This is a genomic window from Teredinibacter franksiae (genome assembly GCF_014218805.1).
GTDB classification, from domain to species: domain Bacteria; phylum Pseudomonadota; class Gammaproteobacteria; order Pseudomonadales; family Cellvibrionaceae; genus Teredinibacter; species Teredinibacter franksiae.
This window is the reverse complement of sequence record NZ_JACJUV010000001.1, coordinates 1,935,212-1,948,957: the sequence shown is the minus strand read 5'-3', so window position 1 is coordinate 1,948,957 and position 13,746 is coordinate 1,935,212. Positions and strand designations below refer to the sequence as shown.

Below are 13,746 nucleotides of genomic sequence, written 5' to 3'. Positions count from 1 at the left end.
CATAGGATCAGTATAGGTTGATTTTTTAGTTCGTTACGCCGAGGTTCCCTCGTTGGGGAAATGGATGACATGATCCAGTTTGAGGATATCGCTCATGGGCAGGGGCTTGGAAAAATAGAACCCTTGTAGTTGGTCGCAGCGCTGTTCTTTTAATAATTGAAGCTGCTCTTTGGTTTCCACGCCTTCTGCCACTACGTTTAAGCCCATGTTGTGTGCCATTGCGATGATCGTATAGGCAATTTCTACATCATTTTTATCTTCTGGTATGTCTTTAATAAAGGACCGATCAATTTTTAAGGTGTTAATGGGGAATTGCTTTAGGTAAGAGAGCGATGAATACCCAGTACCAAAATCGTCAATAGAAAGACGGCAGCCGAGTTTACGGATTGCACGCATAATACCAATGGCCTGGTTTACGTCGTCCATTACCATGGACTCGGTTAGCTCGAATTCTACGGTTGAGGGCTCGATGTCGTAGTGCACAAACATATTGCGAATAAGTGTGAGTAACTGCGAGGCAAAGAACTGCCTGGCCGAAAGGTTAACGGCGATGCTGTTCATACCTAGCGAGCGCAATTTTTCTTTATTGATGCTGATAAAGGCGCAGACTTTCTCCAGCACTATGCGACCTAGGTCGTAAATAAGGCCAGACTCCTCGGCGAGGGCGACAAAAATGTCTGGGCGGATATACCCATCTTCTTCATCAAACCAGCGCACTAGCGCTTCGCCTTTTTGTATTTTGCGCGTTTGTGCGTCGTAAATGGGTTGAATATAAACTTCAAGCTTACCTTCATCCAGCGCTTTGCGCAGTTTTTGCTCTAGACGCATTTTGTCTTTGATACGCTTGTCTAGGTCGCTTGAATAATAGGAAACGGTATTGCCACCTTGGGCTTTGGCGTTGTAAAGAGCAATATCAGCGTAGCGAATTAATTCTTCGTAGGCGATCGCATCAGTTGGGAATACAGCCACACCCACCGAGCCGCCTACTTCTACGTGCTGACCATCTATTTCTATTTTTTCATTGAGTGCGGTAAGAATGTTTTGGGCTTTGTGGTCGAGCTGAGAGTGGTTTTCTACGTTCTTTATTAGCAGCATAAATTCGTCGCCGCCCATACGTGAAACGACATCGGCACTAGCCGCAGCGGCTTTTAGTCGTGCGCCTATTTTTGTTAGTAGGCGGTCGCCAGCATCGTGGCCAAAGCTGTCGTTGATTTTTTTGAAATCGTCTAGGTCGGTCATTATTACGGCCAATTTGCGGTCGTATTTTTTCGCCGAGGCAATGGTGAGTTCAAGATGACCACGGAAAAAACGCCGGTTTGGCAGGTCGGTTAGAGGGTCGTAAAAGGCGAGCTTTTCAAGCTCCATTTGTGCGGTCTTTAGCTCTGTTACATCTAATAGTGAGCCGACAAAACCCTGGAAGCCATGATTGTCGGACAGCGGTGCCAAGTGTTCCATTAATATTCGACGGGTGCCTAGGGGGGTGGTGTAACTGTATTCGATGACCTGAGGTGTATGCTGGCTGCGTGCGCGCTCCTGAACACTCTCGTACAGGCTGCAGTCTTTCGGGTCAATATTGTTGATAAAGGCATCGGCCTGGCTTTTACTTAACCCGCTTATTTCACGCCAGCGCTCGTTGGTGTATTCCAGTTCTAATCCTCGGTTTTTTAGAAAAATACCGATGGGCGCATGTTCGGCGAGCACGCGGAAGCGGGATTCTGATGCGGTGAGTGCCGCGTTGTCGCTCTCTAGGTTATCGAGGATTTGGTTAAACACTTCGACCAAATCACCAATTTCATCGTTACTTTGTTTTACCGCTCGAATGTTTGCGTAGGGGCTGGCGGCGATTTCACGAGAGGTACTGTAGAGCTGAGTGAGTGGGCCAAGACTGGACGTAACCAATCGACCACCAACAAAATAGGCTACAAAAAGCGCAATGGCGAGCGTTGATGCCAGTGTTAAGACGAAGCGCAGGAAGGTCTGGTTGGCATCCTTGTTGGTTGAGTATATTTCGACGATCCCGTAATACTCATCGTTATAGAGGATGGGAACCTGTACGCGAATAACTCGCCCTTCAATTAAAACGTTGAGACGTTCAATGGGTTCTAATATTTTGTCACAGCGGTTGGCGCTGGGGCGGTTGGTGTAGTGATGATAGAGGCCACCTTTACCGTCGAACACGCAGATGAGGTTAATGGCATTATGAAAACTAGCGGATTGCAGGTTTTCGTCGATCACGTCTTTATCGGAAAATTCGGCGAAATACATAGCGGTAGAGGAGCGATTGGCAATAATTTGGCCAATGACACTGAGGTCGTCGACAAGGTTTTTGCGTGCGTCTTTATTGCCCACCCAGGAAAGGATAGCGGCTACTAGTACGATAGCCACGATGAGGGTATAGCCAATACTGCGCATGAGCCTGCGTTTGATGGTTTGCCGGCTCGTCTCTGATAGGTGCGCTTTATTCATGGCGCCCCTTTACCGCGTTGGCGTGCTCCATTAGCGATACTTTAAAGCGAATATTTTTACGTTTCGCTTCTGCCAGGTTAAGGTTAAAACTGATTCGATCACGAATTTTAACGAGTTCAATGGCAGCGTTAATGGTATTGCTCGCGCAACCGTCGCAAATTACTAGCAGCGGTTCCTGAGAGGCTGTTGCTTGTGTGAGCTGCCCGGAGCCTAAAATTTGAATATGGCAGGTGTTATCTGCCGTAGAGCCACTGGAAGTAAGAAAGCGCATGGAGGTGCTAGGCTGCGAATCGATTAGCTTACGCAGTTTCGTGGTCGTGTCGCTATTGCCATTAGCGCAGAAGTTTAGCTGTGTGCGGGGCTCTTGTGGCCAGCTCACCAGATGTATTATTTTCAGGACAATCGCAGCTCGAAGATCCGATTCGCTATAGCTGGGGCTCGCAGTACTGGAATAGCTGGCAGCGGCAAATATTAGCATCATAGTGGTGCCAAACAGGTATGCGAGCTGCGCCATAGCTACTATGGATGAACTTACCTTGTTCTTCATACCCCTGCTTACCTATTTAACATTGAATGCCGCTAGGATTCACTAATGGAGATTGTTCTTGTATGGCCGCCAACGGGTAGACAAACGCTAACTCGATGGAGGTCTAGTTGTGGGTGATGACTGAACAAGCTCAGCAGAAATGAAAAAGGCAAATAGTATTCAGGAATCCCCTTGGTACAGTATAACCGCCCCTTTGGTTTCTACCACTTTAGATGGGATTTGCTAAGTTTTAACGCCGTTATGGTGGCGGGTACGAGAAGGTTGGACTGTCGCGAATTTGGCTGAAAGTATTTGGGAGCGAAGGGTTTTAAAGCCCTTTAATGAGAGGGTCGTTTGGTTGAACCTGATTTAACCAGCCGCCGATAGAGGTATCGATCCCCATGGTGTCTAGACCTGCATGGGCGAGTAACTGGCTGTGTGTACCGTGTTCGTAATAGTAATCTGGCAAGCCTAGAGGCAATACCGGGCAGGTGATGCCCGCGGTCGCCAACAGTTCCATTACAGCACTACCAGCGCCACCGGCAACCGCATTTTCTTCTAGAGTAACCAGGTATTCATGGTTTGCTGCCTGCTCGAACAATAAGTTCTGATCTAGCGGTTTAACCCAGCGCATATCGCAGACGCTGAAGTTATATTTTTCGGCTACTTCAAGCGCCTGCGGCAGGAGTACGCCGAAATTGAGAATGCACAGGCGTTTACCTTCACGCACTGTGTGGCCTTTACCTACAGGTAGCTGCTGGTTTTCGGTTTGAATGGTAGTGCCAGGCCCCGTTCCTCGGGGGTAGCGAACCGCTGCGGGGCCATTGTGGTGATAAGCCGAGCTGAGCAGTTGGCGACATTCATTTTCGTTGCTGGGAGCCGCCAGTATGAGATTGGGAATGCAGCGCAGGAAAGAAATGTCGTAACTGCCCGCATGCGTTGGGCCGTCCTCGCCCACCAACCCTGCGCGGTCGATAGCGAAGAGTACATCGAGGTTTTGCAGCGCAACATCGTGAACCAGCTGATCGTAGGCACGCTGCAGAAAAGAGGAGTAGATGGCTACAACCGGCTTTAGGTTTTCACAGGCTAACCCGGCAGCGAGTGTTACTGCATGCTGTTCGGCAATAGCAACATCGTGAAATTGGTCGGGGAAGCGGCGGGCAAACTCAACCATGCCGGAGCCTTCGCACATAGCAGGAGTAATGCCTATCAGGGTAGGGTCTTCGGCCGCCGTATCGCACAGCCATTGGCCAAATACATCCTGATACTTCGTCTTTTTATGGGTTAAGGGTTTTGTCGCGGTAACAACGGTATCGGCTTTTTTGGGCTCGATTTTGTTGAGCGCATGATAGCCCACGGGATCGTTTTCGGCGGGTGCGTAACCTTTACCTTTGCGGGTAATAATGTGCAGCAGCTTAGGGCCTTTTATTTCCAGCATGTTGCGGATGTCGTGCACGAGGCGGTGGACATCATGGCCGTCGATAGGGCCGACATAATAAAAGCCCAGTTCTTCAAACAGCGTGCCGGGAGAGACCATGCCCTTCATATGTTCTTCGGTTCTGCGCGCTAACTCCCAGGCCTGCGGGATTTTTGTAAGTACGCGCTTACTCCCTTCGCGGAGCGCGGTATAGGTTTTACTCGCCCAGATTTTGGAAAAATAATTGGCTAACCCACCAACATTTTTTGAAATTGACATGTTGTTGTCATTGAGAATGACCAGCATGTCTGAGGCGGCATGGGAGGCATGGTTGAGGGCCTCAAAAGCCATACCTGCGGTCATCGCGCCATCGCCGATTACCGCAACGCATTTACGCTGAGCATCGGTGAGCTCGCTCGACAGAGCCATCCCCAGTGCGGCACTGATAGAGGTACTGGAATGGCCAACGCCGAAGGTGTCGTAGTCGCTTTCGCTTCGCTTTGGGAAGCCCGAAAGGCCGTCTAGCTGACGAATACTGTGCATCTGCTCACGGCGACCGGTGAGAATTTTATGTGGATAAGTTTGGTGGCCTACATCCCAGACTAGTCGGTCTTCCGGGGTCTTCATGACGTAGTGCAGGGCAATGGTAAGCTCGACAACCCCAAGGCCTGCGCCAAAGTGGCCGCCTGTTTGGCCCACGGTGTAGAGCAGGTAGGCGCGCAGTTGCTCAGCCACGTCTTCCAACTGCTTTTCTTCCAGCAAGCGTAAGTCTGCCGGCGAATTTATCGTATCGAGCAGCGGCGTAGAGGGGCGTTCTGTTGGAATATGGTCAAACATTCAAGCTTTATACTGCAGCCGATAGGCCGAATGGATTCGGTCTATCGGTTGGGTCCTGGTTTTTTCTCTTTTTATGCTCGTGCCGGTAATCTTTATGGCACGGGGCTGCGTAGGTTCGCTGCGCGGGCAGCAAGCGGGCCATTGTAGGGCGAAGCAAGCCCGCTTGGCTAGCCGAAATGCGTACTTAGCCTGTGTTACGCATACCCGCAGCAATACCTGTCATAGTGACTTTTAATGCGCGCTCCAAATCAGGGCTAATTTCCCCGGCTTTACGTTCACGCTTAAGCAGCTCCGCTTGCAGGTAGTTCAAAGGGTCGAGGTAGGGCTTGCGAATGTCGATAGACTGCTGCAACAGCGGCGTAGTTTCAAGTAGCTCAGGTTGCTGTTTTAGCGCGTTTATCTGGTCGGCCGTAGCTTCGAGATCTTCGCGTAGTTGTTTGCCTAGGCTGCGCAATGAAGGGTCGACTAATTGTTCCTCATAGTGGGCGCAAATAGAGGTATCGGCTTTTCCCAGTACCATTTCCAGTAGGTCGATAAAGCTAGAGAAAAACGGCCAATTACTGTGCATGTCGTTCAGTAATTCCGGTGAGTTTTTCTGTGCGTACTCCAGTGCCTGGCGTGTGCCTAGCCAGCCTGGCAGGTTCAGCCGAACTTGTGTCCAGGCAAATACCCAGGGAATTGCGCGCAGGCTTTCAACACCGCCACTGGCTTTGCGCTTGGCCGGGCGTGAGCCCAGAGCAAGCTTATTGAGTTCCTGCTCGGGTGTGAGGCTGCGGAAATAGGGCACAAACATGTCGTGGCCGCGTACGACACCCCGATAAGCTTGCAGGCCTGCATTGGCCATGCCTTCCATCAGTTCACGCATCTCTTTTGTGGGTGAAGCTGCCGGGGTAACCGTGGCTTTGAGTGTTGCGCGCACGTAGTTACTGAGGCTGGTGAAGGCAACACGTGGCATGCCAAATTTATAGCGGATCATCTCGCCCTGCTCGGTGACTCGTATACGACCTTTAACCGAGCCTGGGGGTTGTGATGCCATGGCTTTTTCTACAGGGCCGCCACCGCGACCAACGGTGCCGCCACGGCCATGAAACAGGTTTAGCTGAACGTCATATTGGTCGGCGAGGCTGACGAGTTTTTCTTGGGCTTTAAACTGCGCCCAGGTAGCAGCAAATTTACCCGCATCTTTGGCTGAGTCGGAATAGCCGATCATGACGGTTTGTTCGCCGCTGATATAGCCCTGGTACCAAGGCATTTGCCAGAGGCTGTTCATGACCCGAGACGCGCGGTCGAGGTCATCTAGGGTTTCGAACAGTGGGTCAATCGGCATGTTCCAGCCAACGCCGCATTCTTTCAGGATTAACGCGACTGCCAGTACATCGGAAGGTTGCTTGGCCATGGAAATAACATAGTGGGCCAGGGTTTCGCGCGGTTTGCGGGCAATGACTCGGCAGGTGGCGATAACTTCCGCAGATTCTTCACTGACGGGCCAGGTTTGGGGTAATAGTGGGCGCTTACTCTCAAGTTGTTCGAGAAGGAATGCCTGGCGCTTGTCTTCGTCCCACTCTCGATAGCTGCCGAGCTCCAAGTAGCGGGTCAGTTCGTCTAGAAGTTGCACATGGCGATCGCCATCTTGACGAATATCCAGTGGAACCAAGTTAATGCCAAAGGCATGTATGCGGCGGATCAAGTCGATCACCGGGCCCTCTGCAATATGCACAAAGCCCTGTTCGACCAGTGAGCGGTGACAGATCAGCAGGGGTTGTAGTAACTCCTCCTTACTGTGAATTACATTTTCTGGTCGTCGGAGAAGCGGGTTGTGAATGCGTTCTTCTGCCCAGTCCATGGTTGCCTGCAGGCGGTTACGCAGGTGGTGGAGTAGGTCGCGGTAGGGCGTGGTGCTTTTGAAACCGAGCGCTTCAAACAGCTCGTCGCTGGCGGCGTGCATACTTAGATCACCCGCTAGGCCATTAATGCTGTCCAAGTACAGCTCTGCGGCTTTCCAGCGGCCGAGCATAATGACTTCTTCGGTAACACTGGCGGTTACGTTGGGGTTGCCATCACGGTCACCGCCCATCCAGGAGTAGAATCGAAAGGGGGCAATATCCATGGGCAGAGGTTGACCCAAACGCTTGCGGCTCAAATTGTCGAGGTGCCGAATAAAGTCAGGTACCGCATGCCACAGGCTGTTTTCGATAACCGCAAATCCCCACTTGGCTTCGTCAACGGCGGTTGGCCGGGCGGTGCGTATTTCGTTGGTGTGCCACACTTCTTCAATTATGCGGTGCAGCTGGTCTTTTACGCCCTCGGCTTCGTAGTGCAAAAGGTCAGTGCGCTTCAGCGCATTCAGCGAGTCGGCGATCTGTTCGTATTTTCGAATCAGTGTGCGGCGCGTTACTTCGGTGGGGTGTGCGGTGAGTACTAGCTCGATTTTTAAATCGCACACAAGGCTGTAGAGCGCGTCCTTACCCTCGTGGTTAGCAAGGTTTTCTAGCAGTTGATCTAAGCCCTGTGCATCGACGGCTTCTGGTCCATAAAAATAATGCTGGTCGGCGATGTTGGCGAGGTTTAAAAATTGATTGAACGCACGCACGATGGGTAGGATATCAGCGTCTTCGAGTTGACTCAGCGCTTCAACCAGCGAGGCAAATTTTTCTTGGTGCTCGTCACCGGAAGATTGCGCGAGTTTTTTCGACAGCGCGCGAATTTCTTCCACTTTACGAAAAAGCTTGGGGCCTTCGTGTTCAAGCAGATTTTCACCTAACAGTTCACCAAGTAGGCGAACATTGTCTCTTAACGTTTCCGGTAATTGTTGCATAACGGGAAAATAACCTCGTAATAATTCGGGTTAAAAATTGAGCGTATTTACAGCGGGGCGCTATTGTAGGAGATGAACAGCTTCCATGCCATTTGTTTGCAGCTATAAATGCGATTGGTGAGGCGTGCGTAATTTATTGAAAGCTATGTTGATCTTCGGGAAAGTGACCTTCGCGCACGTCAGAAACAAATTTTTGCAGGGCTGAAGGGATGTCGTCGGTCTCGATAAGAAAGTTTTTGGAGAACTTCGGTGGCATTTCGGTGAGGCCGAGAATGTCATTGATGACCAGTACCTGTGCATCGGTGTTGCGTCCTGCACCAATACCGATGGTGGGAATAGCAATGGTGCTGGTTATTGTGGCGGCCAGCTTTGCCGGGACACACTCCAGTACAAGCAAATCTGCGCCGGCCTCGGTGAGCCTGTAGGCATCTTCGGCGATCGTGTTTGCCTGATGTTTTTCTCTGCCCTGAACGCGGAAGCCGCCAAATTTATTGACTGATTGCGGCGTTAGGCCTAGGTGGGCGCAAACGGGTATGCCGCGTTCACTTAACATGGAAACGGTTTCCTCCAGCCAGCGACCGCCCTCAAGTTTTACCATGTTGGCACCGGCCTGCATTACTCGGGTTGCGTTCTTCATTGCCTGTTGGGGGGTGGCGTAGGTCATGAAAGGCAGGTCACCAATAATTAACGACTTATGGTTGCCTCTGGCGACGGCCTCTACATGGTAAATCATGTGTTCCATGGTTACCGGGAGGGTATCTTTGTAGCCAAGTACTGTCATGCCAAGGCTGTCGCCCACTAGAACCGCTTGCACGCCACAGCGCTCTGCCATTGCCGCCATTGGAGCATCGTAAAGTGCGACCGTAACAAATTTCTCTTGTTTGGCTTTTAAATTCTGTAGTGATTTTATGGAAATGTTTTTTTCCAGTTGCGCGGTGTAAGCCATAGTCAAAACTCGCTGAAAAGTTATCGCAGTATAGAGGGTTGAGGGTTGTAGTAATGTCTTCCTCGGGTGATATCCAGCATGTAATTTACCAGTTCACGGTAATCTGCAGGATTATTAACCCAGTCTATTTCGGCAGCGTTCACAATCAGTACCGGTGCAGCATCGTAAAAGTGAAAAAAACGTGTGTAGGCACTGTTGAGTTGCTCTAGGTAGTCACGGTCGATGGTTTGCTCTGAGCGAATACCGCGGTTGTGAATGCGGTCTAGCAAAACGTCGCTGGGTGCCTGTAAATAGATAACCAAGTCTGGTGATGGTGCATCGATAGTTAAGTGGTTATAGACCTGCCGGTATAGGTGTAGTTCGTCTTTGTTGAGTGTTACTTCTGCAAACAGCTGATCTTTTTCAAGTAAAAAGTCAGCAACACGAACGGGCTGAAACATATCGGCTTGAACCAGCTCATTGAGTTGTTGCATTCGCTGGAACAGGAAAAATAGCTGAGTGGGCAGTGCGGCATTTTTTTCGCAAGCGTAGAAGCGTTCGAGAAACGGGTTGTCTTCGGCGTTTTCGAGCAGCGTATCGTAGTTGAAAGTGCGTGCCAGATTTTTAGTGAGGGTAGTTTTACCAACCCCGATAGGGCCTTCAACGGCGATATAACGCGGAATGGTCTTCCCTGAAAGATCTATTTGCCAGAGGCTTTCGTCAGCGTTATTCAACGTTGTCTCCTAGGTTTTTCCGTGGGCTTGAAGGTAATTGCTCCAAACCCTGCCTGCCGACGGCTTGCGCTAACATGGCTACGGAGCGGCCATCGGGGAGTTGTAGCTGGGGCGCTAATTCCACAAGGGGTGTTAGCACAAAGTTCCGCTCGGTTAAGTGCGCATGAGGCACGGTGAGGCGTGCGCTAGCGATGACCTGCTGGCCGTAAAGTAGGATGTCCAGATCCAGTGTTCTTGGCCCCCAGCGAATGTCCCTTATTCTGTTTTGCTGCTGTTCAATGTTGTGCAGGACATTCAGCAGGGCTTCCGCCGGTAGGTCGGTCTCTAGCTCTGCAACACCGTTAATGTAATCCGGTTGTGGTGGGCCTACAGGCTTACTCTGGTACCAGCTGGATACGCGTAGCAGTGTAATGTTTGGCTGCACGGAAAGTGAAGCGCATGCCTGGGTGACTTGTTGTTGGGGGTTGTCCAGATTGCTCCCCAGCCCTACAAAAACGAGCACAAAAAAGTACCTGTTACTCAGCGTCAGCGCTGGGCTTTGGTTTGGGTTTGCGGCGAGGCCGGCGGGGGCCCGTGGGTTTGCCCAACTCGTCTACCATTTTAGTTTGTTCGTCTTCGGTCACTTGCTGGAAGCGTGTCCACCAATCACCTAGGCCATCCACTTTTTCACCTGATTGTTCCCGCAGTAAAAGGAAATCATAAGCGGCTCGAAAGCGAGGGTGCTCCATTAACGCTCGAGCCCTCTTTCCCTGTCGGCGAGGAAGGCGAAGTTGTAGCGCCCATATTTCACGCATGGGCACAAGGAAGCGTTTTGGGATGGCGGTGTAAGACAATTGTTGGCTGACAACGCCTTGTGCTGCGCGCTGCATAGCCTCTTGGGTTGAAAGCTTTTGGTCTTTCATTTGGTGACGCATGCTGGCGCGCATGGCTGGCCATAGAAAGGCCGCATAGATAAACGCTGGTGTTACCTTTTTGTTTTGGCGAATGCGAATGTCGGTGTTGGTTGTCGCGCTGCTAACCATATTGCGGTCTTGCTCTCGCCCTTTTTCCATACAAAAGTCGGTACTGGGAAACAGGTACTGGAGGCAGTGATACTCGCGCAAGAGGTTGAGGGTAGCCGTGGCCGAGCCAGACATAAACAACTTCAGCACTTCTTCAAAAAGTCGGGCTGCCGGGATGTGACTCAAGTAGTCGGCATGCTCTTTTATGGGCGACTCAGTTGCAGGCTCAATCGTGAAACCGAGTTTTGCGGCGAAGCGAATGGCGCGCAAGAGGCGAACAGGGTCTTCCTTGTAGCGCTTATCGGGGTCGCCCACAATGCGAAGGGTGCGGGCTTTCAGGTCTTCAAGACCAGAACTGAATTCAAGTAGTTCGCCGTTTTCCGGGTTGTAGTAGAGCGCATTTATGGTGAAATCGCGTCGTTCTGCATCGGTACGGATGTTGCCGTAGACATTGTCGCGCAACAGAACGCCATGTTCTGACTGTTCTGCCTCTTGGTTGTTTTCGGCTTCTTTGTGGCTATCTCTGAAGGTAGTCACTTCGATAACTTCACGGCCAAAGCGTACATGCACAATACGAAATCGGCGGCCAATAATACGAGCGTTGCGAAAAACAGTTTTTATTTGTTCGGGGGTGGCATCGGTTGCGATGTCGAAGTCTTTGGGTTTGCCTTCTAGCAACAGATCCCTTACGCCGCCGCCCACTAAGTAGGCTTCGTACCCTGCTGTGTGTAGCTGGGAGATGATCTTAATCGCGCCATTGCTGATGTCACTGTTGCGGATGCCGTGATTCTTTGCGCTGATTACCTTGGCTCCGTGGGGGCCTTCGGCGGTATCAAACAGTTTTTCCGACAGGTTTGTTAGCTGCAGTAACCGTTTTAGCATTTTTGAGGTGTGTTAATTTCGAGGTTGAGAGGGCAAGCCTGTAGCTTGTAAGCGCAGGCAGTCTACCATAACTGTGACATGGAAATAGATGCTTTAAGTGTTGCTGAGTGCTGGTTGCAGGGGTAAGGGGGTATCAGCACGTTTTGTAGGGGTAGAAACCAAAACGGGAAGGCTTATTGCCTTCCCGCTTAATTTGGATGTGTTTATTAATATTTGTTTTTGTTTTTTTTTAATAGGACACGTCCTTGTCCGTCATTTTTTGCTTTTTAAGCAACACCTTTCCGAAGGTTCACAAGTCAGTTTATACGCTTTCGTTTCTTATTGTTTCTTGTTGTTATTATGTGTTTTTTTGTTTGTTTTTATTATTTGTTGTTGTTATTCGCTATTTCGATTTCTTTTATTATTCTTTCTTGTTGTTATTATGCGAATTTATAGAGCATATGGCGTGCCAAGAAGCATAAAACGTTATAAAACAATAGGTTATCCAACTTAAACTTTTTCTTATTATGTTTTGTTCTGGTAGTTCGTTACTTTCTGTCTCGGGGTTGTTACGAACTGTTTGGAATGGGTAACACACGCCAATGAATGTTACCTGAACATAAGTGGGTGGCTTTTTTCGTAACGCTGGGACAATAGTGCTAGAGCCAGGTGTAAATCCTGGCCAGGGGATAATGATAAGGGGGGGGTGGTTAGTTCGCTGATTTAGTGGCGTTCTGGGTGGGCTTGTTGCGCGGTATGCCTAGGCGCTGTCTTCGCTCCCATAGGCATTTGCGGCTTACACCCAGTTTCCGTGCGAGTTCGGTTTCGCTCATGGTGTCTTGATGTTCCAACACAAAGCGCTGAAAGTAATCTTCTAGGGACAGGTCTTCAGTCGGTTCGTTGACGTTGCTGGTGCTCGATTTGGTTGAGCGACCGGGGGCGTCATCGTGGTGGTGATCGTCCACTTTAACCAAGTCTAGGTCGATGGCTAGTTGGTTATGGTCAATTTCAGTGTCGTTGTCACAGAGAATAACGGCTCGCTGAATGGCATTTTCCAGCTCGCGAATATTGCCCGGCCAAGTGTAGGTGGTAATGGCTTGAATAGCTTCTGGTGTGAGTGATAGCGCGGGCTTGAGCATTTCGGCGCTGAACCGTTTTACGAAGGTTTCAGCCAGTGCCAGTATGTCTTTTCCGCGCTCACGCAGTGGTGGCAGCTTCAATTGAACGACATTAATACGGAAGTAGAGGTCCTCGCGGAATTTAGATTCGCGCGACAGTTTGCCTAGGTCTCTGTGGGTGGCGGCAACCAGGCGAACATCGACCTTACGTGACTCTACCGAGCCAATAGGGCGAACCTCACCTTCCTGAAGCACTCGCAGCAGTCGCGCCTGTGCCTCTAGGGGTAATTCACCGATTTCGTCTAGGAATAGGGTTCCGCCATCGGCTGCGGATACTAGTCCTTCACGGGTGGTGGCTGCTCCGGTAAATGCACCTTTTTCGTGGCCAAATAGCTCGGCTTCGATCAGTGTTTCGGGAATGGCGGCGCAATTTACGGAAATAAGGGGTTTGCCTTTGCGAGGGCTTTCGTTGTGGATCGCATTAGCCACAAGCTCTTTACCCGTGCCTGTTTCGCCCTGCACCAGCACCGTTGCAGTGGTTGGGGCAACCTTGTGGATTTTTGTGTAGAGCTCGCGCATAACCAAACTGCTGCCAATCATACCTTCGATGGCGGCGTCATTTTCAGAAGCGCGCACGTTGTTTGAGGCTTTGCGGGTGTCGGATTTGCCGATTACCCGTTTCACCGCGGCGAGCATTTCGTCATGATCGAAGGGTTTGGCAATATAGTCGACCGCTCCCATACGCATGGAGTCGACGGCGGAGCGCAAACTGGCATAGCTTGTCATGATCAGAACAGGAACTTCGCCAGCCAGCTGAATAAGGTCTGTGCCCGAGGCGCCAGGTAGGCGCAGATCGCTAATGATCAAGTCGAAGGTGTCGAGCTTATGCTTGCCGGTAGCTTCGCTAACCGAACCGGCTTCTTCCACTTCGTATTTGTTGCGAGTAAGGAGTTTCCGCAATGCGGTGCGGATGATGTCTTCGTCTTCAACAATTAGAATTTTGCTCATGGGAGACTACACACAAATACGGCTTAAGTGGGATTAAC

Annotated in this window: 9 protein-coding genes; all 9 read right to left on the bottom strand. The window is 50.6% G+C overall.

Annotation, left to right across the window (positions count from 1 at the left end; genetic code table 11):
• Positions 1–33 precede the first annotated feature (33 nt).
• Positions 34–2,466: a bifunctional diguanylate cyclase/phosphodiesterase gene (locus H5336_RS08045; RefSeq protein WP_185233133.1), complete on the bottom strand. Its 2,433-nt coding sequence runs from the start codon at positions 2,464–2,466 to the stop codon at positions 34–36.
• The gene (locus H5336_RS08040; RefSeq protein ID WP_185233131.1) at positions 2,459–3,013 is read right to left on the bottom strand and encodes a YfiR family protein; all 555 of its coding nucleotides are present in this window, start codon (positions 3,011–3,013) and stop codon (positions 2,459–2,461) included. The genes H5336_RS08045 and H5336_RS08040 overlap by 8 nt, the downstream gene beginning before the upstream one ends.
• 307 nt (positions 3,014–3,320) lie before the next feature.
• Entirely contained in the window at positions 3,321–5,246 is a 1,926-nt protein-coding gene (gene dxs, locus H5336_RS08035) for a 1-deoxy-D-xylulose-5-phosphate synthase (RefSeq protein WP_185233129.1), read from the bottom strand.
• Between the two features lie 184 nt (positions 5,247–5,430).
• Complete coding sequence (gene ppc, locus H5336_RS08030) at positions 5,431–8,061, bottom strand: phosphoenolpyruvate carboxylase (RefSeq protein WP_185233127.1); 2,631 nt, start codon at positions 8,059–8,061, stop codon at positions 5,431–5,433.
• A 133-nt stretch (positions 8,062–8,194) separates the two neighbouring features.
• Positions 8,195–9,007, bottom strand: a complete 813-nt coding sequence (gene panB / locus H5336_RS08025; protein ID WP_185233125.1) for a 3-methyl-2-oxobutanoate hydroxymethyltransferase — start codon at positions 9,005–9,007, stop codon at positions 8,195–8,197.
• Between the two features lie 20 nt (positions 9,008–9,027).
• Positions 9,028–9,720, bottom strand: a complete 693-nt coding sequence (locus H5336_RS08020; RefSeq protein ID WP_185233123.1) for a deoxynucleoside kinase — start codon at positions 9,718–9,720, stop codon at positions 9,028–9,030.
• Positions 9,713–10,222 (bottom strand): 2-amino-4-hydroxy-6-hydroxymethyldihydropteridine diphosphokinase, encoded by a 510-nt coding sequence (gene folK, locus H5336_RS08015; protein ID WP_185233113.1) that lies wholly within the window; start codon positions 10,220–10,222, stop codon positions 9,713–9,715. Before folK ends, H5336_RS08020 begins: the two co-directional genes overlap by 8 nt.
• 13 nt (positions 10,223–10,235) lie before the next feature.
• Positions 10,236–11,603 carry a polynucleotide adenylyltransferase PcnB gene (gene pcnB, locus H5336_RS08010; protein ID WP_185233111.1) on the bottom strand — a complete coding sequence of 456 codons (1,368 nt, stop codon included), beginning with the start codon at positions 11,601–11,603 and terminating at the stop codon, positions 10,236–10,238.
• Between the two features lie 689 nt (positions 11,604–12,292).
• A complete protein-coding gene (locus tag H5336_RS08005) occupies positions 12,293–13,708 on the bottom strand; it encodes a sigma-54-dependent transcriptional regulator (protein ID WP_185233109.1) in 1,416 nt (471 codons plus the stop codon).
• Positions 13,709–13,746: the final 38 nt, after the last annotated feature.

Bases quoted from the DNA above. Each gene is read 5' to 3' on its own strand.
- ppc (WP_185233127.1), bottom strand. From the start codon at position 8,061: ATGCAACAATTACCGGAAACGTTAAGAGACAATGTTCGCCTACTTGGT.
- H5336_RS08005 (WP_185233109.1), bottom strand. From the start codon at position 13,708: ATGAGCAAAATTCTAATTGTTGAAGACGAAGACATCATCCGCACCGCA.
- panB (WP_185233125.1), bottom strand. From the start codon at position 9,007: ATGGCTTACACCGCGCAACTGGAAAAAAACATTTCCATAAAATCACTA.
- dxs (WP_185233129.1), bottom strand. From the start codon at position 5,246: ATGTTTGACCATATTCCAACAGAACGCCCCTCTACGCCGCTGCTCGAT.
- H5336_RS08045 (WP_185233133.1), bottom strand. From the start codon at position 2,466: ATGAATAAAGCGCACCTATCAGAGACGAGCCGGCAAACCATCAAACGC.
- pcnB (WP_185233111.1), bottom strand. From the start codon at position 11,603: ATGCTAAAACGGTTACTGCAGCTAACAAACCTGTCGGAAAAACTGTTT.
- H5336_RS08040 (WP_185233131.1), bottom strand. From the start codon at position 3,013: ATGAAGAACAAGGTAAGTTCATCCATAGTAGCTATGGCGCAGCTCGCA.